Origin of the sequence: Streptomyces microflavus (genome assembly GCF_014650075.1) — a bacterium.
GTDB classification, from domain to species: domain Bacteria; phylum Actinomycetota; class Actinomycetes; order Streptomycetales; family Streptomycetaceae; genus Streptomyces; species Streptomyces microflavus.
This window is the reverse complement of the sequence record NZ_BMUG01000007.1, coordinates 474,395-493,727: the sequence shown is the minus strand read 5'-3', so window position 1 is coordinate 493,727 and position 19,333 is coordinate 474,395. Positions and strand designations below refer to the sequence as shown.

The following is a 19,333-nucleotide window of genomic DNA, read 5'->3' as shown; positions in this document are numbered from 1 at the left end:
AGACTGACCTCTTGGTTTGCGGTCACCGGTCGACGCCTCCCATCACGGGGTCGATGGACGCGACGGCGACGATGACATCGGCGACCTGGCCGCCCTCGCACATCGCCGCCATGGCTTGCAGATTGGTGAAGGACGGGTCGCGGAAGTGGACCCGGTAGGGGCGGGTGCCCCCGTCGGAGACGACGTGGACGCCGAGTTCGCCCTTGGGGGACTCGACGGCGGTGTACGTCTGCCCGGGCGGGACCCGGAAGCCTTCGGTCACCAGCTTGAAGTGGTGGATCAGGGCTTCCATGGAGGTGCCCATGATGTTCCTGATGTGGTCGAGCGAGTTGCCGAGGCCGTCCGCGCCGAGGGCGAGCTGGGCGGGCCAGGCGATCTTCTTGTCCGCGACCATGACCGGGCCCGGCTCCAGGCGCTCCAGGCACTGCTCGATGATCCGGAGCGACTCGCGCATCTCGTCCATGCGGATCAGGAAGCGTCCGTAGGAGTCGCAGGTGTCGGTGTACGGCACCTCGAAGTCGTAGGTCTCGTAGCCGCAGTAGGGGTCGCTCTTGCGCAGGTCGTGCGGGAGCCCGGCGGAGCGCAGGACGGGACCGGTGGCGCCGAGCGCCATGCAGCCGGTGAGGTCGAGGTAGCCGACGTCCTTCATGCGGGCCTTGAAGATGGGGTTGCCGGTGGCGAGCTTGTCGTACTCCGGCAGGTTCTTCTTCATGGTCTTGATGAACTCGCGCAGCTGGTCGACCGCGCCCGGGGGCAGGTCCTGGGCGAGGCCGCCGGGGCGGACGAACGCGTGGTTCATCCGGAGTCCGGTGATCAGCTCGAAGAGGTCGAGAACCAGTTCACGATCGCGGAAGCCGTAGATCATGATCGTGGTCGCACCCAGCTCCATACCGCCGGTGGCGATACAGACCAGGTGCGAGGAGATCCGGTTCAGCTCCATCAGGAGGACGCGCAGGACGGTGGCCCGGTCGGGGATCTGGTCCTCGATGCCGAGGAGCTTCTCGACGCCCAGGCAGTACGCCGTCTCGTTGAAGAACGGCGTCAGGTAGTCCATGCGCGTGACGAACGTGGTGCCCTGGGTCCAGTTGCGGAATTCGAGGTTCTTCTCGATGCCGGTGTGGAGGTAGCCGATGCCGCAGCGGGCCTCGGTGACGGTCTCGCCGTCGATCTCCAGGATCAGCCGCAGCACGCCGTGCGTGGACGGGTGCTGGGGGCCCATGTTGACGATGATGCGTTCGTCGTCGGACTTGGCCGCGGATTCGACGACCTCGTCCCAGTCGCCGCCGGTGACTGTATATACAGTCCCCTCGGTGGTCGCTCGGGGTGTCGCATGGGGAGTGGTCATCAGGAGTACGACCTCCGCTGGTCCGGAGCCGGGATCTGGGCGCCCTTGTACTCGACGGCGATGCCGCCGAGCGGGTAGTCCTTGCGCTGCGGGAAGCCCTGCCAGTCGTCCGGCATCATGATCCGGGTCAGGGCCGGGTGCCCGTCGAAGACGATGCCGAAGAAGTCGTACGCCTCGCGCTCGTGCCAGTCGTTGGTCGGATAGACCTCGACGAGGGACGGGATGTGCGGGTCACTGTCGGGGGCGGAGACCTCCAGCCGGATGATCCGGCCGTGGGTGAGGGACCGCAGGTGGTAGACGGCGTGCAGCTCGCGGCCCTTGTCCCCGAGGAAGTGGACCCCGCTGACGCCCGTGCAGAGCTCGAAGCGCAGGGCGGGGTCGTCGCGCAGGGTGCGGGCCACCTGGACCAGGTGTTCGCGGGCGATGTGGAAGGTGAGCTCGTCGCGGTCGACGACCGTGCGCTCGATGGCGTGCTCGGGAAGCAGATCCTGCTCCTCCAGGGCCCCTTCGAGCTCGTCGGCCACCTCGTCGAACCATCCGCCGTACGGCCGGGAGGCGGCTCCCGGCAGGGTGATGGTGCGGATGAGGCCGCCGTAACCGGAGGTGTCGCCGCCGTTGTTGGCGCCGAACATGCCCTTGCGGACGCGGATGGCCTCGCCGCCGGTGTCGCGCGGGGCGGGTACGGCGTTGCCGTTCTGCTCCCCGCCGTTGTCGTTCCCGGTCACCGCAGGAGCCCCTTCATCTCGATCAGGGGCAGCGCGTTGAGGGCCGCTTCCTCCGCCTCGCGGGCGGCCTCCTCCGCGTTGACCCCGAGCTTGCCGCCCTGGATCTTCTCGTGGAGCTTGAGGATGGCGTCCAGCAGCATCTCGGGACGCGGTGGGCATCCCGGCAAATAGATATCGACCGGGACAATGTGATCAACACCCTGCACAATGGCGTAATTGTTGAACATTCCGCCCGATGATGCGCAAACCCCCATGGAGATGACCCACTTGGGGTTCGGCATCTGGTCGTAGACCTGCCGCAGGACGGGCGCCATCTTCTGGCTGACCCGTCCGGCGACGATCATCAGATCCGCCTGGCGCGGCGATCCACGGAAGACCTCCATCCCGAACCGGGCCAGGTCGTAGCGGCCGGCGCCGGTCGTCATCATTTCGATGGCGCAGCAGGCGAGGCCGAACGTGGCCGGGAAGACGGAGGACTTCCGCACCCAGCCGGCGGCCTGTTCGACCGTGGTCAGCACAAAGCCGCTAGGCAGCTTCTCTTCGAGTCCCATGTGTGCCCCTCAGCCCCTCAGTCCCATTCCAGGCCGCCGCGACGCCAGACATACGCATAGGCGACGAAGACGGTGAGCACGAAGAGCAGCATCTCCACGAGCCCGAAGATCCCCAGGGCGTCGAAGGAGACCGCCCAGGGATAGAGGAAGACGATCTCGATGTCGAAGACGATGAAAAGCATCGCCGTCAGGTAGTACTTGATGGGGAAGCGGCCGCCTCCGGCCGGTGTCGGCGTGGGTTCGATACCGCACTCGTACGCTTCGAGCTTTGCCCGGTTGTACCGCTTGGGGCCGATAAGCGTGGCCATGACCACGGAAAAGATCGCAAACCCTGCCCCGAGGGCGCCGAGCACGAGGATGGGCGCGTAGGCATTCACGCTCCTCGCTCCTTCCAGTCGTCCTTGACCGTTGGACCGCATCGGGCGACCGGCTCGCCACCTCACCAAGATCGTGCACATGTGAGGCAGTTCACAAGCCCGACTGCCCCGCATCCTATGCCCGTCGCCCTGTGATCTGCGACACGGGGTACGACAACGTCTTTGTGATCTCCACCACCTGACGAAGGATCATGAAGTCGTATGAGCGGTGATCTTCGTACGCGAAGCGGCCGAGTGATCACGAGACGTGACATTCATCGGTGTTACCGCTGGTCAAGGACGTGCGGCGCTATCAATGGACAGCCAGTACAAGCAAATTGGCGATGGACCCCGATGGGGTGATAAGGGATCCGGCTGTCGCCGTCGCCACCCGGGCGAGGTACGACGAGATACAGCGAGGGCCGAAGGGGACATGTGCGCGCATTCACGAACTTCCGGATCACGCCTGCGCGGACTTGCCCGACGGGGCGACGGAGGGTCCGGCGCCGAAGCGGAGCGGACCTCGGTCGCGTGCGCGAGGGTTGCCTGTCACCCGATACCCACACTGTGACCTGCGTCACCCAGCCCCCTCCGCAGGAAAACCGGGCTTGGCCATCGGTGTGAACGGATGGTAAGCGGCGGGCAATTCGGGCGTATTACCGAAAGGCAGAGATCACGGCCCTGATCGCGCATGCCCGTTTTGCCCGTTACGGCGTCAATAAAGGCGCACGGAAAGCGGATTCACAGATTCCGAACGTAACTGTGTCGCAACACACGTTTCTTGATGGGACCCCTACAGCCCTGATAGCGCTAGTACCCATGTCCCACACCGCTCACATACCCAGCCACCGGAAGCCCCGCCAGCGCGCCTCGAAGTCGGCGCTGCGAGCCGGAGTTGCCGGTGGCGTCCTCAGCACCATCGCGGTCGCGGGTGCCGCCGGTCCGGCCCAGGCCGAACCGGTGACCCAGACGATCGAGATGCCCACCATCACCACCGGGCTCTCCACCGCCGTCGCCGCCTCCGCACAGGCCACGCAGCAGGTCGCCCTCGACCTGGAGACGCGGGCCTACGAGGACGCCGCAGCCGAGAGCGCTGCGAAGAAGGCCAAGAAGGCCCAGGCCGAGGCCGTCCGCAAGGCCGAGGCCAAGAAGAAGGCCGAAGCCAAGGCCAAGGCGGAAGCCGCGGAGCGTGCCGAGCGCGCCTCCCGTACCGCCGAGCGCACGACGCTCAGCGCCCCCGCCGCCTCTTCCTCGGGCAACTCGTCCTCCGCGTCCGCCCCCTCGTCCTCCTCGTCGACCGCCACGGGCTCCGCCGCCGCCATCGTCGCGTTCGCCAAGGCCCAGGTCGGCGACGCGTACGTGTCCGGTGGCACCGGCCCCAACGCGTGGGACTGCTCGGGTCTGGTCCAGGCCGCGTACCGCACGGTGGGCGTCGACCTCCCGCGCGTCTCGCAGTCCCAGTCGACCGCCGGCACCCCGGTCTCCCTGGACAACCTCCAGCCGGGCGACATCCTGTACTGGGGTGGCGCGGGCAGCGCGTACCACGTCGCGATCTACGTGGGCGGCGGCGAGTTCGTCGGCGCGCAGAACTCCAGCACCGGCACGGTGCAGCGCTCCCTGGACTACGACCGGCCGACCGGCGCGGTCCGCGTTCTCTGATTCACAAGCGTCACCGGCGGTTCGGGAACACCCGTCGCCGCACGGCTGAGGGCCGCCACTCCCCCGCTCGGGAGTGGCGGCCCTCGGCCGTGATCCGGCCCTGGAGCCGCGGTGGTCAGTGCTGCGGCAGCCGGTCCAGCAGCCAGGTGCCCAGTTCCTCGGTGATGGCCGTGTGCGCGGTGGTCGTGGACGAGCAGAGGAAGTCGTCCACCTCGCTGTCCTCCGGGGACAGGCTGTCGACGTTCGCGTACAGGTCCTCGGGCCGGTCGAGGTCGCGGATCGCGACCGCGCTCACCGTCGGGACGAAGCAGACGTCCGGGTGGCGCAGGTCCACCGTCGCGCCGAACTTCTCCAGCATGGTGGCGAGGATCCGGTACGAGCCGAGCGTGCCGCCCGGTGCGCCGTCGAGCGCCGGGAACCCGCTCGTCGTGATCGTCTTCTCGGCCTTCGGGAACAGCCGCTTCAGCTCGGCGACGACGACCTCGTGCCCCTCCGCCTGGGTCAGGAGCGTCGTCCCCGGGTAGACCCGGTCGCCGGTGGACGCCAGCGCGGTCTGACCGGGCGGCACGTCCAGGCCCACCCCGTCGCCCCGGCCGTTGGCCACGGCGATCCTGCGCGGCCGGGCCGGCCAGCCGCCGACCTCGTCCAGCGCCGCCAGGAACTTCTCACGCTCCGGGTCGACCCCGACGGTGCCGTCCTCGCTGTTGTAGTGGCGCCACAGCATCTGCCGTGCGGCGGAACTGTTCATCTGCTTCGCGAAGTTGTTGGGAACCGGGATGAAGTGCGAGAAGGCCTGCAGCCCGATCGGGATCACGGCACCCCGGTGCGGGCTGTCGTAGGAGAAGTACAGCGCGGTCTGGTGGTCGATCCGCTGGTGCTCCAGCTTCGCCAGCGCGTAGCGGGTGACGATCCCGCCCATGCTGAAGCCGCCGACCGTCAGGGGCGCGTTGCCCAGCCGGGAGGCGATGGTGCGCTGGATCGCGGCGATCGCGGTCTGCGCGTTGTCCAGGATCGAGGCGCCGCGGTCGTCGTAGCCGAGCAGGATCACATCGTGGCCCCGCTGCTTCAGCGAGGTGATGAGCGGGAAGTTCTCCTCCAGCCCCAGGTAGAGCGCGTCGAGGTCGCTCCGGCCCAGGTTGAAGCCGTCCGCCATGAGCACCGGCCGCTGGATGCCCTGGTGGCCGTCCGCGTAGTGGACCCGGGCGAAGCCGCCCGGCAGGTCCCACTCCTCGTCGGCGGGCGGGGCCGTGGCCTCGCCCGCCGCGGTGGCCTGCGGTGAACCCGCAAGCGTGAACGCTCCGATGCCGTGCTCCGCGCTCTCGCCCTGCTGTCCGGACACTGTGTCTCTCTTCCGTCCACGCGCATGCCGCAGCGGCCCGACGGACGCGGGCTCGGAGACTGCGGTGGGGTGCGAGGACCCGCACATCATGGCGGCGGTTCCGGCGGTCGCAGGCCCCCGCGGCGCGTGGTGTCACCTCCTCGGGTAGAAAGCCGTGACGGCATGTTTGACCTGCGGGAAGGCGTTTTTGGCCGGTCTCTTGCGGTACGGGCACGACGGACCCGGCCGGGAGGCCCGCCCCTCCTGGGGACGGGCCTCCCGGCCGCCCTTCCAGTGCGTCGGGGACGGGGGGAATCCCGCCATTCGTCACGTCACCCGTACGTCGGACACGGCGACGGCCGCCCGCCGGACCCCCGCCACGGCCAGAGCCGACGCCATCAGCACCGCGCTCACCCAGACCGGCGCCCGGTGGCCGAGCCCCGCGTCCAGGGCCAGACCGCCCGCCCACGGACCCACCGCAGCACCCAGGTTGAACGCGCTCGTGGTGAAGGCCCCCGCGAGCGTCGGGGCGCCCGGGGCCAGAGCGAGGACCCGGGTGATCAGGGCCGTGCCCGTACCGAAGGCGAGCATGCCGAGCAGCGGGATCAGGGCGAGGACGGCGAGCGGGCGGGCCGCCGTCAGGGCCAGGGCGCTCCAGCCGAGCGCCAGGGCGGCCATGCCGTACGTGACGAAGGCCGTGGGCCACCGCTCCGCGTACCGGCCCGCCGCGGTGACGCCGAGGAACGCGCCCGCCCCGAAGAGCGCGAGGGCCGCGGGCACCCGGGCGGCGCCGAGGCCCGTCGCGCGGGTGAGGAGCGGTTCCAGGTAGGAGAAGGCGCAGAAGGTGGCCCCCTGGACCAGGGCCATGGTGAGCAGGGTGGGGCGGAGGCGGGGGCCGGTGAGGACGCGCAGTTCGTCCCGTACGGATACGGGCGCGGGGGCGGCTTCCGGCCGGGGGCCGCCCGGGACGGACCGCAGGATCGCCAGGAACGCGGGCAGGGAGACCGCGGCGACCGCCCAGAACGCGGCCCGCCACCCCCACCGCTCCCCCAGCACCGCTCCGGCGGGTACGCCCACCACGCAGGCGATCGTCACCCCGCCGACCACGACGGCGGTGGCCCGCCCCTTCAGCCGGTCGGGGACCATCGCGACGGCCGCCGTCAGGGCCACCGCCCAGAAGCCCGCGTTGGCGACGGCCCCGACGAAGCGGGTGGCGAGGAGGACTCCGTAACCCGGGGTCAACGCCCCCGCGATGTGGACGGCGACGAACACCGCGAGGAAGAACAGCAGGGCGCGGCGCCGGGGCCAGGTGCGGCTGAACAGGGCCATCAGGGGCGCGCCGATGACCATCCCGACGGCGAAGGCGGAGGTGAGGAGGCCGGCGGCGGAGAGGGGGACGCCGAGATCGGCGGCGATGGACGAGACGAGCCCGGACAGCATGAACTCGGAGGTGCCCTGGGCGAAGACCGCGAGCCCGAGGACGTAGACGGCGAATGGCATGGGTGCAGACCCCTTGGACGGAACCGTCGGTGGACAGACGAACCGAAGTGCGGGGATGCGGGCCGCGCGGGGCCGCCGGATGACCGGCGGGGCGACGCGGAGGAGTGCCCGGTCGGGTTCTTGCGCCGACCGGGGCACGGACCCGGCGTACGACGGCGATTCAGTGCGTACGCGGGGTGGGAACGGCCCGTTCCCGCGGTGATCCGGCGGCGACGGAGCCGTGGTGAGCAGGGCCGGTGGCCCGAGGGGGCCGGCCGGCGGTACTCAGCGGCAGTTCGCCCACCGGCGCACCGGTGGGCGGAGTCTGTCGGACTCGGGGCTGCTCATGGGGTGAGGCTACCGGTTGGCGCGGCGGGGGCGGCGGGTCGTCCGCTCCGGCTCCCGTGCGGAGGTGGTGGGCGCGGGCTGCGCCTCGTACAGCGCGTCCAGGTCCTCGTCGTCGTCCGGGGAGGTCAGGCCCGCGGCGAAGCGGGGCTCCAGGAAGAGGCCGTGGTGCTGGGGCGGCAGGGATGCGGTGGTCATGGCTGTCTGTCCTTGGGGTCGAGCAGCGCTGTATCGGCTTGTTCCGTACCCCGCTGGCCTGCGTTCGATGTGAGCGTGCGTCATGAAGATTCGTACGCGCCGCGGGTCGCCGCTGGGGCGAGGGCGGGCACCAGCCGGTCCGGGACTGCCGATGACCGGGGGTGGCGCGCAAATCATCGCACACGATCACCTGAGGGGTCGGGGATTATGCCGTGGCCCGGTCCGGCGCCCGGTTCAGAGCACGACGCGGAAGTGTGTCGTCAGGCGCCGGTCCTCGCCCAGGACGTGGAACGCGATCCCCGGGGGCTGGTCGCGGTCGGCCGGGTCGGCCCCCTCCCAGGGCATGCGCAGGGTCCAGGTGACGGCGGGCCCGACGAGGAGGGGGCGGCCGGCGAAGGTCGAGGCGGCCGCCGTGTGGGCGTGGCCGGTGAGGACGGCGACGACCCGGGGGTGGGCGTCGAGGAGGCCGGCGAGGAGTTCCGGCTCTTCGAGCCGCCCGGCGTCGGGCAGCGGGTGGTGGAGCTCGACGGGCGGCTGGTGGAAGGCGATCAGTGCGGGGACGCCGTCCGGGAGGGCGCCGAGCGTGGTGTCGATCCAGCCGAGCGTCTCCGTGTCGAGGCGCCCCTCGTCGCGGCCGGGGATGGTGGAGTCGCACATCAGGACGGCGGTTCCGGCGATCAGGTGGACCCGGTTGACGGGGCCCTCCCCGGGCGCCTCGCCGAGGAAGGCCTTGCGGTAGGCGGGGCGCGCGTCGTGGTTGCCGGGGCAGGCCAGTACGGGGAACGGGGCGGCCAGGATGCGGGCCGCCTCCTCGTACTCGGCCTCCGCCGCGTGATCGGCGATGTCCCCGGTGACCAGCAGTGCGTCGACCGGGCGGGGCAGGGCCCGCAGGTACTCCATGACGCGGGTCGCCCGGTGCGTCGCGCGTTCACCGCCGTCCAGGTGCAGATCGCTGATCTGGGCGAGCAACATGGCCGTCCGTCCCCCGTATAACGTTAATTTCTCTTTTCCCGTTAGGACTCTAGAGTGGGGGTCGGACAGAGTTCAAGAGGCCGTCGACAACCGGCCGATGGCGGCGAAGGGGGCGACCGGTGACACAGCGGCCCGTCATGGAACTGGCGAGCACCATCCGCCACGACGGAGAGGGCGGCGTCGTCGACGACCTCGCGACGGTCCGGGGGACGACCCGGTGGATCCAGCAGCAGACCGGGCTGGCGAGCGCCGGAGGGCTCGTCGCCGACGAGGAGCTCAGGGCCGGGATCGTCGGTGTACGGGGGGCCGTCCGGGCCCTGTTCGCGCGGGTGGTCAGCCCGGCGCCGCCCAGCCCGGCGGACGCGCACGTGCTGATGCCGGCCGCCGAGGCCCTGGACCGCCTCAACGCGGCCGCCGCCCGGGAGCTGGTCGCCCCGCAGCTGGACTGGCCCGCCGAAGGGGCCCCCGCGGCCCGGCTGTTGTCGGCCGAGGACGACCCGCGCGTACGGCTGGTCGCGGCGCTGGCGCGGGATGCCGTCGACTTCCTGAGCGGGCCCGAGCGCGAACAGCTGCGGGCCTGCCACGCGCCGCGCTGCGTGCGGTACTTCATCAAGAGCCACGGCCGCCAGGAGTGGTGCAGGCCGTCCTGCGGCAACCGGGCCCGGGTGGCCCGCCACTACGAGCGCACGCGGGGCGCGGCGACGGGCGAAGGGCCGCCGCGCCGTGAGCCGTAAGTGGTGGGCTGTGGGCCTCAGGCCTTCGGAGCCACCTTGGAGAGCCCGTTGATGATGCGGTCCATCGCGTCGCCGCCCGTCGGGTCGGTCAGGTTGGCCAGCATCTTGAGCGTGAACTTCATCAGCAGCGGGTGGGTCAGGCCGCGTTGGGTGGCGACCTTCATGACCTTCGGGTTGCCGATCAGCTTCACGAAGGCGCGGCCCATCGTGTAGTAGCCGCCGTAGGTCTCCTTGAGCACCTTCGGGTAGTTGTTCAGGGCCAGTTCGCGCTGGGCGGGGGTGGCGCGGGCGTGGGCCTGGACGATGACGTCGGCCGCGATCTGGCCCGACTCCATGGCGTACGCGATGCCTTCGCCGTTGAACGGGTTGACCATGCCGCCCGCGTCGCCGACGAGCAGGAGGCCCTTGGTGTAGTGCGGCTGGCGGTTGAAGGCCATGGGGAGGGCGGCGCCCCGGATGGGCATCGTCATGTTCTCCGGGGTGTAGCCCCACTCCTCGGGCATCGAGGCGCACCAGGCCTTGAGCACCTCGCGCCAGTCCAGCTCCTTGAAGGCGGAGGAGGAGTTGAGGATGCCGAGGCCCACGTTGGAGGTGCCGTCGCCCATGCCGAAGATCCAGCCGTAGCCGGGGAGCAGCCGGTCCTGGGCGCCGCGCTTGTCCCACAGCTCCAGCCAGGACTCCAGGTAGTCGTCGTCGTGGCGGGGCGAGGTGAAGTACGTACGGACGGCGACGCCCATCGGGCGGTCCTCGCGGCGGTGCAGCCCCATCGCGAGGGAGAGCCGGGTGGAGTTGCCGTCGGCGGCGACCACGAGGGGGGCGTGGAAGGTGAGCGGGGTCTTCTCCTCGCCGACCTTGGCCTCGACGCCGGTGATGCGGCCGGTGCGCTCGTCCCGGATGGGGGCGCCGACGTTGCAGCGCTCGTACAGCCGGGCGCCGGCCTTCTGCGCCTGCCGGGCGAGCTGCTCGTCGAAGTCGTCGCGCTTGCGGACCAGTCCGTAGTCCGGGTAGGAGGCGAGATCCGGCCAGTCCAGCTGGAGCCGTACGCCGCCGCCGATGATGCGCAGGCCCTTGTTGCGCAGCCAGCCGGCCTCCTCGGAGATGTCGATCCCCATGGAGACGAGCTGTTTCGTGGCGCGCGGCGTCAGGCCGTCGCCGCAGACCTTCTCGCGGGGGAACGCCGTCTTTTCCAGGAGCAGGACGTCGAGTCCGGCCTTGGCGAGGTAGTACGCGGTCGTGGAGCCGGCTGGGCCCGCTCCGACGACGATCACGTCCGCGCTGTGCTCGGAGAGGGGCTCGGTCACGGTCGGATCTCCCGAAGACTCGAATTCGCGTGCCGCGCGGCACATGTCCCGTGCAGTCTATGGGGGCCTGCTGAACAACCCTCCGAAGGGCTCCCTCATGTCGATAGCACCTGTTCCGCCCACTGCCCCGGCCCCCGCGGTACGTCTGCGCGTCCCGACCGACGAGGACGCGCTGTTCTGGCACCGGGTCTTCGACGACCCCGAGGTGATGGAGTTCTTCGGCGGCCGGAGGGCGGACTTCTCCGTGTACGAGGAACTCACCGCCCGTCAGCGCCGCCATGACGCGGAGCTCGGCTACTGCCTGTGGACCGTCACCGACGAGGACGGCACCGTGCTCGGCTTCACCGGGGCGCAGCCGTGGCCGCACACCCACTACGGGCCGGTCGGCGCCATCGAGATCGGCTGGCGTCTGGGGCGCTCCGCCTGGGGGCACGGGTACGCCACCGCCGCCGCCCGCACCACGCTGGAGCGGCTGCGGGCGGCCGGGGTGCCGGATGTCGTCGCGATGATCGACTCCCGTAACGCCCGCTCCATCGCGGTGGCGGAGCGGCTCGGGATGCGGCTCGCGGAGACCTTCACCACCCCGCGCCCCGGACAGGAGGCGCGCTGCTACCGGCTGGAGCTCTGAGCCCGGATCTACGGGAGCTTTAGGCGCGGGTGGCCCGGTGCAGGGCCACCACGCCGCCGGTGAGGTTGCGCCACGCCACCTTCGACCAGCCCGCCTTCTGAAGGAGTGCGGCGAGGCCGGGCTGGTCGGGCCAGGCGCGGATGGACTCGGCGAGATAGACGTACGCGTCCGGGTTGGAGGAGACGGCCCGGGCGGTCGGCGGCAGCGCGCGCATCAGGTACTCGGTGTAGACCGTGCGGAACGGGGCCCAGGTCGGCTGCGAGAACTCGCAGATCACGACCCGGCCGCCCGGCTTCGTCACCCGGTACAGCTCGCGCAGCGCGGTCTCGGTGTCCTGGATGTTGCGCAGCCCGAAGGAGATCGTGACGGTGTCGAAGACCTCGTCCTTGAACGGCAGCCTCATGCCGTCGCCCGCCGTGAACGGCATCCACGGGTGGCGCTGCTTGCCCACCTTCAGCATGCCGAGCGAGAAGTCGCACGGCACCACATAGGCACCGGCCTGGGCGAAGGGCTGCGAGGAGGTCGCGGTGCCCGCCGCCAGGTCGAGGATCTTCTGCGCGGGGCGGGCGTCGACCGCCGCCGCGACCGCCTTGCGCCACAGCCGGGCCTGGCCCAGCGAGATCACGTCGTTGGTCAGGTCGTAGTTGGCCGCCACACCGTCGAACATCGAGGCGACTTCGTGCGGCTGCTTGTCCAGGGAGGCTCGGGTCACCCTTCCATTCAAGCAGCCTGCCCGTACGGATCAGTGGGGGCGGTCCCCCGCGATCGCGACGCGTTCGGCGACCCGGCGGTGCGGGGCGTAGTCGTTGACGGCGTAGTGCTGGGTGGCCCGGTTGTCCCAGAACGCCACATCGCCCGCCCGCCAGCTGTACCGCACCTGGAACTCCGGCGCGTGCGCCTGCTGGAACAGCAGCCGCAGCAGCCGGTCGCTCTCCTCCTGCGCGAACCCGACGATCCGGGTGGTGAACGAGGCGTTGACGAAGATCGTCCGGCGGCCCGTGACCGGGTGGCGCCGCACCACCGGGTGCTCCACCGGCGGGAACCGGTCCTGGTGCGGGGCCAGCCGCTCCGGCGGGTAGAACCGGGAGAACCCGGGGATGAAGTCGTGCACCGCCCGCGCCCCCTCGATGCGCTCCTTCACCTCCTCGGAGAGGTTGTCGTACGCCGCCGCCATGTCGGCCCACAGTGTGTCCCCGCCCACCGGCGGGACCTCGCGCAGCTGGAGGACCGCGCCGAGGGCCGGGCGCTCGCGGAAGGTGACGTCCGCGTGCCAGACGTTCTCGAAGGTGGGGACCGTGGTGCGGTCCAGGCGGACCACCTCCGGGTCGTCGCCGGTGGCGAGCAGCGGGTTGGTCTCCAGCTCGCCCCAGTGCCCGGCGAAGGCCCGCTGCTGGAGCGAGGTGAGGTGCTGCTCCCGGAAGAACAGCACCTTCCACTCCAGCAGCGCCCGGTCCAGCTCGGCGCGCACGGCCGTTCCCAGGGGACGGGACAGGTCGACGCCGTGGATCTCGGCGCCGATCACCCGGCCGCGCGGCACCAGCTCGAAGAGCTCGTAGGGCCGCTCGGTCCAGCCCTCCGGCACCCGGCGCAGGGTGCGCGGGCCCTCGTACAGCCCGTCGGCGGGGATGCGGTGGTCGCGCAGGGCGGGGGTGGTCGTGAGGGTCATGGTTCTCCTCGGTCGGTGGTCGTACGGGTACGTCAGCGGGCCGCGTCGCGTACCGCCGTACCGATCTCGGCGCGCAGCGCGGCGTACTCCGGCAGCCCGCGCAGCTCGTCGGGGCCGGTGCCGGTGCGCGGCAGGCCGATCGGGATGTCCAGGGCGACCCGGCCCGGCCGCGCGCTGAGCACGACCGTGCGGGTGCCGAGGAAGACCGCCTCGTCCACGCTGTGGGTGACGAAGACCGACGTGGTCCCGGTCTCGGCGGAGACCGTGCGCAGGTCCTCCTGGAGCCGCTCCCGGGTCAGCGCGTCGAGCGCGGCGAACGGTTCGTCGAGCAGCAGCAGCCGCTTGCCGCCCGCCAGGGCGCGGGCGATGGCCACCCGCTGCTGCTGGCCGCCCGAGATCTGCCAGATGCGGCGGCCCGAGGTGTCCGCGAGGCCCACCCGCTCCAGCAACTCGGCGGTGCGCCCGGCCCGTTCGGCCCGGGGCACGCCCGCGTACTTCAGCGCCAGGCCGACGTTGTCGCCGACCGTGCGCCACGGGAAGAGGCGGGGCTGCTGGAAGACGATGCCCGCCTGGCTGCCGGGCTCGGGCTGCTCCCCGAACACCTCGACCTCGCCCGAGGAGGCCCGCTCGAAGCCCGCGATGAGGCGGAGGAGGGTGCTCTTGCCGCAGCCGGAGGGCCCGACGAGGACCAGGAACTCTCCGGCCGGGATCTCCAGGGAGACCGGGCCGAGAGCCGTCACGCTCTCGGTGCCCCGGCCGCCGCCGTAGGTGTGCTCGACGTCGCGTACGGAGACGACGGGGGCGGAGTGGCGTTGCCGGGGAACCTTCGCGGTGTCCGGAGCCTTGTCCGTGTCAGGGAGAGACGGCATCGGTGAGCCCCTCCACGTAGATGGACTTCCGCAGCTTGTCGAGGTCGGGCGCGGAGTCGATCTGCTTCTGGTCGACCAGGAACTGCGCCGCGCTGTGCAGGTTGTCCGCGAGACCGCCGACCTTGCCGGGAGTCCCGAGCCACTTCGCGTCGGCCTGCTCGGCCGGCTTGAGGAAGATGCCCTGCTTGATCTGGGCGCCGGCCTCGGCGGGGCTGATCCCGAGCTGCTTGCCGACGGCGGCGGAGGCCGCGTCGGGGTCGTCGTGGATCAGGTCGAGCGCCTGGGCCTGCGCCTTGCGCCAGGCGGGCAGCACGTCGGGGTGGGCCTCGATGAAGCTGGTGGAGGCGACCCCGAGGTCGAGGGTGGGCTTGCCCGACGCGGCGAGTTCCCGGCTGGAGACGAGGACCTTGCCGGTCTTCTTCAGCTCCTCCAGGGTCGGCAGCCAGACGTACGTGGCGTCGATGTCGCCGCGCGTCCAGGCGGCCAGGATGTCCTGCGGCTCCAGGTCGAGGAGCTGGACCTTCGAGGAGTCCACCCCGGCCCGGTCGAGGGCGGCGAGCAGGCTGTAGTGCGAGGTGGAGCTGAACGGGGTGGCGACCTTCTTGCCCTCAAGGTCCTTCACGGAGGAGACCTTGGAGCCGTTACGGGCGACCAGCGCCTCGTTCTCCCCGGCCACGTCGAGGACCCAGGTGACCTGGTACGGGATGTTCAGCGGCTCGGAGAGACCCCGGGCGACCGGGCTGGAGCCGATGGCCGCGAGGTCCACGGAACCGGCCACGAACGCGGTGTTGATGCTGGCGCCCGAGTCGAACTTGGTCCACTTGATCGTGTAGCCGGGGAGCGCCTTCTCCAGCCAGCCCTTCTCCTTGACGATCAGGTCGCCGCTGGGGAAGGCCTGGTAGGCGATGCGTATCGTCTTGCCGCCGTCCTTGCCCCCGTCGCCGGACCCGTCCTGCCCGCAGGCCGTCACCACCAGCAGGGCTCCGAGTGCGGCGGCGATCGAGGAGAGGCGGAGCCAACCGCGTGTTCCGGCCATGTGTGTTTCCTTCGTACGGAGGTGGATGCGAACAGGGGGTGGAGGAGGGGCGGTCTACGCGTGGCGTCGCCACGGGGCGAGCCGGTCCGACAGGACGCGCAGCCCGGCGTCGATGAGCAGCCCGGAGATGCCGATGGCGAAGAGGCCGAGGATGACGGTGTCCGACTGGTTGTAGCGCTGGGCGTCCCGGATCAGACCGCCGATGCCCGGCAGGCCGTTGACCGTCTCGGCGGCGACCACCGAGGAGTACGCGATGCCGAAGGCGAGGCGGACGCCGATCAGGATCTCGGGCAGCGCGGACGGCAGCACGACCGACGTCACGACCTGCCCGCGCCCGGCCCCGATCGCGCGGGCCGCCTCGACCAGCGCGGTCGGCGCGGACGCCACGGCGGAGGCAGTGGCCACGGCGACCGGCGGCATCGCGGCGATGGCGAGCAGCCACAGCTTGGGCGCCTCGTCGATGCCGAACCAGATGATCAGCAGGCTGAAGTAGGCGAGCGGCGGCAGGGTGCGCAGGAACGCCACGGCGGGCTCAAGCACCACCCGTACCCACGGCAGCGTCCCCATCAGGACACCGACGACCAGCCCCGCGACGACACCCGCACCGGCCCCGATGAAGATGCGGCGCAGGCTGATGCCGAGGTGCTCGATCAGGGTGTGGCCCTGGTAGCCGCGCACCCCGTCGTGCGTACCGGAGGTCTCCAGCAGCGCCCGCCACACGGCGGCGGGCGAGGGGACCAGCACCGGTGACCAGAGCTGGAGCACGATCACCAGCTGCCAGAGCGCGAGGAGGACGGCGAGGGCGACGAGGCGGAGCCCGACGCGGCGCCAGCGGGCACCGCGCTCCGGCCGCCGTCCGGCGGGGGCGGGGACGGCCCGTTCCCGTACGGAAGTGGGCGTGGTCATGGAGGGCTCCGGGGACAGGGGCAGGGCAGACCACCGGGCTCAGGGATGAGCCGGGAGGGAACAACCGCCGGGAGACAAGGAGAGAGCCCGCCGAAGAGTCGGCCGGCGGGTGCGGACACACGGGAAGAGCGAGCGCGAGGGCGTCAGCGCGTCAACGTGTCAGGGCATCGCTGAGGATGCCGCGGCAGGGCTTCAACAACAGGAAGCGCTGGAAACGCGGCAGAGATCGATGTGGAGGCACTCCACCAGAAAACGATCGACTGTCACGGCAGTTGTTCTAGCACAGGCGCTCGGCGGGACACCAGATTCGTACCGAGGAATGAGACGTTCCGTCCCGCCGTCCGGTCTCTCGAACTGATCACCTTCCGCCTTCAACCTTTTCGGCACCCGCGAACTCTGTAAGGGGTGGAACGAGGAGAGGGAGGGCGGATGCCGGCAGGGGCGGATCCCGGCGGGGCGGACGAGGAGAGCGCCGCGTTCGAGGCGTACGCGCGGGACGGGCAGCGGCGGCTGTACCGGACGGCCTACCTGCTCTGCGGGAACGTGGAAGGTGCCCAGGACCTGACGCAGACGACCCTCGCCAAGCTGTTCCAGCACTGGCGCCGGGCGAGCCGGGCGGACAACCTCGACGCCTACGCCAAGACCGTCCTCGTCCGCACCTATGTGGCCGAACGCCGACGTACCGTACGGGACTTGATCGCCCACAGGTCCAACGCGCCCCGCCCGCAAGCCGATCCGGCCCCCCATGCCGACCTCCGCCTGACGCTGCTCGCCCTGCTCGGCGAACTCCCGCCCCGGGCACGGGCGATGGTCGTCCTGCGGTACTGGGACGATCTGAGCGTGGAGTCGGTCGCCTCGCTGCTGCGGTGCAGCGAGTCCACGGTGAAGAGCCAGTGCTCGCGTTCACTCGTCCGGCTGCGCGCCCGCATGGGCGACGGCCGGCTCTACTCCACCGGAAGCTGAGGGCCGGTCATGACTCCAGAACCCCTACCCGGTTCACCCGAGGAAGAGATCTTCCGGGACGCGCTCCACCGGACCGCCGGCACCCTGGCCCCACCGCTCGACCTGGTCCCCGAGGCCGTACGGGAGGGGCGGCTGCGCCGGGCCCGGAGCCGGGGGCTCGCGGTGGTGGGCGCCTTCGTCGCGGTGACCGCCGTGACGCTGGGCCTCGCCCTGCTGGGACCCTTGCTGCGGTCGGCGCCCGACACCGAACCCGCCGGACCCGCGCCCGGCCCCTCCCTCACCCGGCCCGTGCCGGACCCTTCCCCCACCCGGCCCACGCCGGGCCCCTCCCCCGATCCGACGGAGCCCGTAACCGGCATGCCGACCCCCACCCCCTCGTCCCCGTCCGCGACACCGCCGTGGACCACCTCCCCGGCCGCACCCACAGGCGGACCCTCGGGCGCCGTCCCGGCCACGCCCGACCCGACCCGGTCCGGCGCCGCGCTGTTCGCCCCGTCGCCGGCCCCCGGGACGACGAAATGACCGGCCGCCGCGGCCTGGGCACCCTGCCGCGCGACGAACCGGCCCGCGACACCGAGACGTTCCGGCTGCGCGCCCTCCCCGGGCCCCGCACGGGGGACGGCGGTCCGGGGCGCGCGCCGGGGGGCCGGTCGCTCTCCCGCTCCGGCTCCCGGTCCGGCTCCCGGTCCGGCACCCGGTCCGGCACCCGGTCCGGCACCCGGTCCGGCACCAGGTTTGGGGCGCGCTCCGACTCACGCTCCCGCTCCCGCGAGCGGCGAAGACGCCGGAACCGGCGCCGGACGGCGGGGCTCGTGGTGCTCGCCCTGGCGGCCGTGGCCCTGGTGGCCGTCCTCATCGACCGGCCCTGGCAGAACGGGGACCCGTCCGTCACCGCCGGCGCGGGACCCGGGACCGGCGACGACAACGCCGAGGCCCCGGTCGCCCCGGCCCCGCCGCCCGCGACCCCCTCCGCCGCACCGGCCTCCCCCACCCCCTCGCCCCCGGCCGGAGACCGGCCGCCCAGCGCCTCCGACGTGCCCGCCTCCGGCCCCGGCACGTTCACCGTCGCCCGCGCGGGCGTCACGGAGTCCGGCAAGGGCGAGCCCTACCGGGTCGAGGTGGAGGACGGTATCGGCGTCGACCCCGACCGGGCCGCCGAGGACATCGCCGCGATCCTCGCCGACCCGCGCGGCTGGAGCCACGGCGGCGAGCGCACGTTCCGCCAAGTCACGGACAAATCGGCGGGTTTGGTGGTCAAGATAGGCACCGCGGCGACCACGGACCGGCTCTGCGGCGCCTACGGGCTGAAGACCCGGGGCGAGGTCAACTGCCGGGGCGGCGAGCAGGTGATGGTCAACCTGAAGCGCTGGCAGCTGGGTTCACCGCAGTTCGACGGGCCCGTCGCCGAGTACCGGGCCCTGATCATCAACCACGAGGTCGGCCACTGGCTGGGGCGCGGCCATGAGACCTGCCCGGGGAAGGGACGCCCCGCGCCCGCGATGATGCAGCAGATCGACGGGCTGAAGGGGTGCGTCGCCAACGCCTGGCCGTACGACGCCAAGGGCCGCTATCTGGGCGGGCCGAAGGTGCCGTAGGCCCTGGCGGCCCCTCGTACGGAGCCGGCTCAGCGGGCGCGGTGCACGAGCCGCCCCGCGAGCACCGTCGCCACGCAGTGCCGGGCCCCGCCCGCACGCAGCGCCGCCTCGTCGGCCACGTCGAAGGCGGCGAAGTCCGCGCGGCCGCCCACGGTCAGCGGGCCGTGGGCGGTGGTGGCCAGGTCGCCGCCGGCCGCGAAGGGATCCAGGTCCGGCGGAGCGGCGGGGCCCCCGGCGGCCGGGACCTGGACCAGCCCCGACCGGGAGAGGGCCGTCCGCAGCGCGGGCTCGTCCGCCCCGAACGGGCCCACCACATGCGTGGTCCCGTACCGCAGCATCCGCTGGAGTCCCCGCCGTACGCTGCCCGCCCGCCGGGCCGTGTCCATCGTCGCCGCGAGCCGTTCGAACTCCTCGCCCCACAGCGGCAGTTCGCCCAGCTCGTCGGCCTCGCGCGGGTCCGGGTGGTAGCAGCGGGTGAGGAGCTCCCGGGCCCGGTCCTGGCGGAGTCCGGGCGTGAGGAGGCCGGGCCAGCGGCGGACCCTGGCCGCCGGGTGGGCGGCGACGACCTTCTCGTACGGCCCGATGGCGGCGATCCGGTCGCCGTCCACGGCCACCGCACCCTCGGCCACGGCCGCCGCGCCGACCGGCAGGACCAGGGGCGCGGCGTGAACCGTCAGCACAGGCGCA

21 protein-coding genes are annotated in these 19,333 nt (G+C 71.8%); 6 read left to right on the top strand and 15 right to left on the bottom strand.

Annotation, left to right across the window (positions count from 1 at the left end; all coding sequences use genetic code 11):
* Positions 1–22: 22 nt before the first annotated feature.
* The 4 genes from IE264_RS22750 to IE264_RS22735 are packed head-to-tail and all read right to left on the bottom strand — an operon-like array spanning position 23 to position 2,998.
* Entirely contained in the window at positions 23–1,345 is a 1,323-nt protein-coding gene (locus IE264_RS22750) for an NADH-quinone oxidoreductase subunit D (RefSeq protein ID WP_015610617.1), read from the bottom strand.
* A complete protein-coding gene (locus IE264_RS22745) occupies positions 1,345–2,070 on the bottom strand; it encodes an NADH-quinone oxidoreductase subunit C (protein WP_015610616.1) in 726 nt (241 codons plus the stop codon). Before IE264_RS22745 ends, IE264_RS22750 begins: the two co-directional genes overlap by 1 nt.
* Positions 2,067–2,621: a NuoB/complex I 20 kDa subunit family protein gene (locus IE264_RS22740; RefSeq protein ID WP_015610615.1), complete on the bottom strand. Its 555-nt coding sequence runs from the start codon at positions 2,619–2,621 to the stop codon at positions 2,067–2,069. Before IE264_RS22740 ends, IE264_RS22745 begins: the two co-directional genes overlap by 4 nt.
* A 17-nt stretch (positions 2,622–2,638) precedes the next feature.
* Positions 2,639–2,998 carry an NADH-quinone oxidoreductase subunit A gene (locus tag IE264_RS22735; protein WP_003967084.1) on the bottom strand — a complete coding sequence of 120 codons (360 nt, stop codon included), beginning with the start codon at positions 2,996–2,998 and terminating at the stop codon, positions 2,639–2,641.
* A gap of 798 nt (positions 2,999–3,796) precedes the next feature.
* Between IE264_RS22735 and IE264_RS22730 the strand changes: the two genes are divergently transcribed.
* Positions 3,797–4,636: a C40 family peptidase gene (locus tag IE264_RS22730; RefSeq protein WP_015610614.1), complete on the top strand. Its 840-nt coding sequence runs from the start codon at positions 3,797–3,799 to the stop codon at positions 4,634–4,636.
* A gap of 115 nt (positions 4,637–4,751) precedes the next feature.
* On the opposite strand, the gene IE264_RS22725 is transcribed toward IE264_RS22730, so the two are convergent.
* The 4 genes from IE264_RS22725 to IE264_RS22710 all read right to left on the bottom strand — a co-directional run bounded on the left by IE264_RS22725 (position 4,752) and on the right by IE264_RS22710 (position 8,948).
* Complete coding sequence (locus IE264_RS22725; RefSeq protein ID WP_032760032.1) at positions 4,752–5,975, bottom strand: esterase/lipase family protein; 1,224 nt, start codon at positions 5,973–5,975, stop codon at positions 4,752–4,754.
* Between the two features lie 306 nt (positions 5,976–6,281).
* Positions 6,282–7,454 (bottom strand): Cmx/CmrA family chloramphenicol efflux MFS transporter, encoded by a 1,173-nt coding sequence (locus IE264_RS22720; protein ID WP_032760034.1) that lies wholly within the window; start codon positions 7,452–7,454, stop codon positions 6,282–6,284.
* Positions 7,455–7,790: 336 nt separating this feature from the next.
* Positions 7,791–7,976 (bottom strand): hypothetical protein, encoded by a 186-nt coding sequence (locus IE264_RS22715; RefSeq protein WP_032760036.1) that lies wholly within the window; start codon positions 7,974–7,976, stop codon positions 7,791–7,793.
* A 234-nt stretch (positions 7,977–8,210) separates the two neighbouring features.
* On the bottom strand, positions 8,211–8,948 hold the full coding sequence (locus IE264_RS22710) for a metallophosphoesterase (RefSeq protein WP_032760038.1): 738 nt from the start codon (positions 8,946–8,948) through the stop codon (positions 8,211–8,213).
* A gap of 137 nt (positions 8,949–9,085) precedes the next feature.
* Here IE264_RS22710 and IE264_RS22705 point away from each other — a divergent pair, with 137 nt between their 5' ends.
* On the top strand, positions 9,086–9,682 hold the full coding sequence (locus IE264_RS22705) for a CGNR zinc finger domain-containing protein (protein WP_190167685.1): 597 nt from the start codon (positions 9,086–9,088) through the stop codon (positions 9,680–9,682).
* Positions 9,683–9,699: 17 nt separating this feature from the next.
* Here the strand turns inward: IE264_RS22705 and IE264_RS22700 are convergent, their stop codons facing one another.
* On the bottom strand, positions 9,700–10,983 hold the full coding sequence (locus tag IE264_RS22700) for a geranylgeranyl reductase family protein (RefSeq protein ID WP_031127603.1): 1,284 nt from the start codon (positions 10,981–10,983) through the stop codon (positions 9,700–9,702).
* A 97-nt stretch (positions 10,984–11,080) separates the two neighbouring features.
* Between IE264_RS22700 and IE264_RS22695 the strand changes: the two genes are divergently transcribed.
* The gene (locus IE264_RS22695; protein WP_032760071.1) at positions 11,081–11,611 is read left to right on the top strand and encodes a GNAT family N-acetyltransferase; all 531 of its coding nucleotides are present in this window, start codon (positions 11,081–11,083) and stop codon (positions 11,609–11,611) included.
* A gap of 19 nt (positions 11,612–11,630) precedes the next feature.
* On the opposite strand, the gene IE264_RS22690 is transcribed toward IE264_RS22695, so the two are convergent.
* The 5 genes from IE264_RS22690 to IE264_RS22670 are packed head-to-tail and all read right to left on the bottom strand — an operon-like array spanning position 11,631 to position 16,088.
* Complete coding sequence (locus IE264_RS22690; protein WP_032760042.1) at positions 11,631–12,323, bottom strand: demethylmenaquinone methyltransferase; 693 nt, start codon at positions 12,321–12,323, stop codon at positions 11,631–11,633.
* A 30-nt stretch (positions 12,324–12,353) separates the two neighbouring features.
* The gene (locus IE264_RS22685; RefSeq protein WP_032760043.1) at positions 12,354–13,277 is read right to left on the bottom strand and encodes a TauD/TfdA dioxygenase family protein; all 924 of its coding nucleotides are present in this window, start codon (positions 13,275–13,277) and stop codon (positions 12,354–12,356) included.
* 32 nt (positions 13,278–13,309) lie between these two features.
* Positions 13,310–14,146, bottom strand: coding sequence for an ABC transporter ATP-binding protein (locus tag IE264_RS22680; RefSeq protein ID WP_015610604.1), 837 nt, complete (start codon positions 14,144–14,146; stop codon positions 13,310–13,312).
* Complete coding sequence (locus IE264_RS22675) at positions 14,130–15,182, bottom strand: taurine ABC transporter substrate-binding protein (protein ID WP_032760044.1); 1,053 nt, start codon at positions 15,180–15,182, stop codon at positions 14,130–14,132. Before IE264_RS22675 ends, IE264_RS22680 begins: the two co-directional genes overlap by 17 nt.
* A 54-nt stretch (positions 15,183–15,236) precedes the next feature.
* Positions 15,237–16,088 (bottom strand): ABC transporter permease, encoded by an 852-nt coding sequence (locus IE264_RS22670; protein ID WP_015610602.1) that lies wholly within the window; start codon positions 16,086–16,088, stop codon positions 15,237–15,239.
* A gap of 429 nt (positions 16,089–16,517) precedes the next feature.
* Between IE264_RS22670 and IE264_RS22665 the strand changes: the two genes are divergently transcribed.
* The 3 genes from IE264_RS22665 to IE264_RS22655 are packed head-to-tail and all read left to right on the top strand — an operon-like array spanning position 16,518 to position 18,646.
* Entirely contained in the window at positions 16,518–17,051 is a 534-nt protein-coding gene (locus IE264_RS22665; protein WP_032760045.1) for a SigE family RNA polymerase sigma factor, read from the top strand.
* A gap of 9 nt (positions 17,052–17,060) precedes the next feature.
* Complete coding sequence (locus IE264_RS22660; RefSeq protein ID WP_051822034.1) at positions 17,061–17,573, top strand: hypothetical protein; 513 nt, start codon at positions 17,061–17,063, stop codon at positions 17,571–17,573.
* Positions 17,570–18,646, top strand: coding sequence for a DUF3152 domain-containing protein (locus IE264_RS22655; protein ID WP_032760046.1), 1,077 nt, complete (start codon positions 17,570–17,572; stop codon positions 18,644–18,646). The genes IE264_RS22660 and IE264_RS22655 overlap by 4 nt, the downstream gene beginning before the upstream one ends.
* Positions 18,647–18,675: 29 nt before the next feature.
* Here the strand turns inward: IE264_RS22655 and IE264_RS22650 are convergent, their stop codons facing one another.
* A complete protein-coding gene (locus IE264_RS22650; RefSeq protein ID WP_032760047.1) occupies positions 18,676–19,326 on the bottom strand; it encodes an imidazolonepropionase-like domain-containing protein in 651 nt (216 codons plus the stop codon).
* Positions 19,327–19,333 lie beyond the last annotated feature (7 nt).

Coding starts and splice junctions, on each gene's coding strand:
- IE264_RS22655 (WP_032760046.1), top strand. CDS start 17,570: ATGACCGGCCGCCGCGGCCTGGGCACCCTGCCGCGCGACGAACCGGCC.
- IE264_RS22730 (WP_015610614.1), top strand. CDS start 3,797: ATGTCCCACACCGCTCACATACCCAGCCACCGGAAGCCCCGCCAGCGC.
- IE264_RS22685 (WP_032760043.1), bottom strand. CDS start 13,277: ATGACCCTCACGACCACCCCCGCCCTGCGCGACCACCGCATCCCCGCC.
- IE264_RS22715 (WP_032760036.1), bottom strand. CDS start 7,976: ATGACCACCGCATCCCTGCCGCCCCAGCACCACGGCCTCTTCCTGGAG.
- IE264_RS22680 (WP_015610604.1), bottom strand. CDS start 14,146: ATGCCGTCTCTCCCTGACACGGACAAGGCTCCGGACACCGCGAAGGTT.
- IE264_RS22720 (WP_032760034.1), bottom strand. CDS start 7,454: ATGCCATTCGCCGTCTACGTCCTCGGGCTCGCGGTCTTCGCCCAGGGC.
- IE264_RS22750 (WP_015610617.1), bottom strand. CDS start 1,345: ATGACCACTCCCCATGCGACACCCCGAGCGACCACCGAGGGGACTGTA.
- IE264_RS22670 (WP_015610602.1), bottom strand. CDS start 16,088: ATGACCACGCCCACTTCCGTACGGGAACGGGCCGTCCCCGCCCCCGCC.
- IE264_RS22740 (WP_015610615.1), bottom strand. CDS start 2,621: ATGGGACTCGAAGAGAAGCTGCCTAGCGGCTTTGTGCTGACCACGGTC.
- IE264_RS22705 (WP_190167685.1), top strand. CDS start 9,086: ATGGAACTGGCGAGCACCATCCGCCACGACGGAGAGGGCGGCGTCGTC.
- IE264_RS22695 (WP_032760071.1), top strand. CDS start 11,081: ATGTCGATAGCACCTGTTCCGCCCACTGCCCCGGCCCCCGCGGTACGT.
- IE264_RS22660 (WP_051822034.1), top strand. CDS start 17,061: ATGACTCCAGAACCCCTACCCGGTTCACCCGAGGAAGAGATCTTCCGG.
- IE264_RS22665 (WP_032760045.1), top strand. CDS start 16,518: ATGCCGGCAGGGGCGGATCCCGGCGGGGCGGACGAGGAGAGCGCCGCG.
- IE264_RS22675 (WP_032760044.1), bottom strand. CDS start 15,182: ATGGCCGGAACACGCGGTTGGCTCCGCCTCTCCTCGATCGCCGCCGCA.
- IE264_RS22710 (WP_032760038.1), bottom strand. CDS start 8,948: ATGTTGCTCGCCCAGATCAGCGATCTGCACCTGGACGGCGGTGAACGC.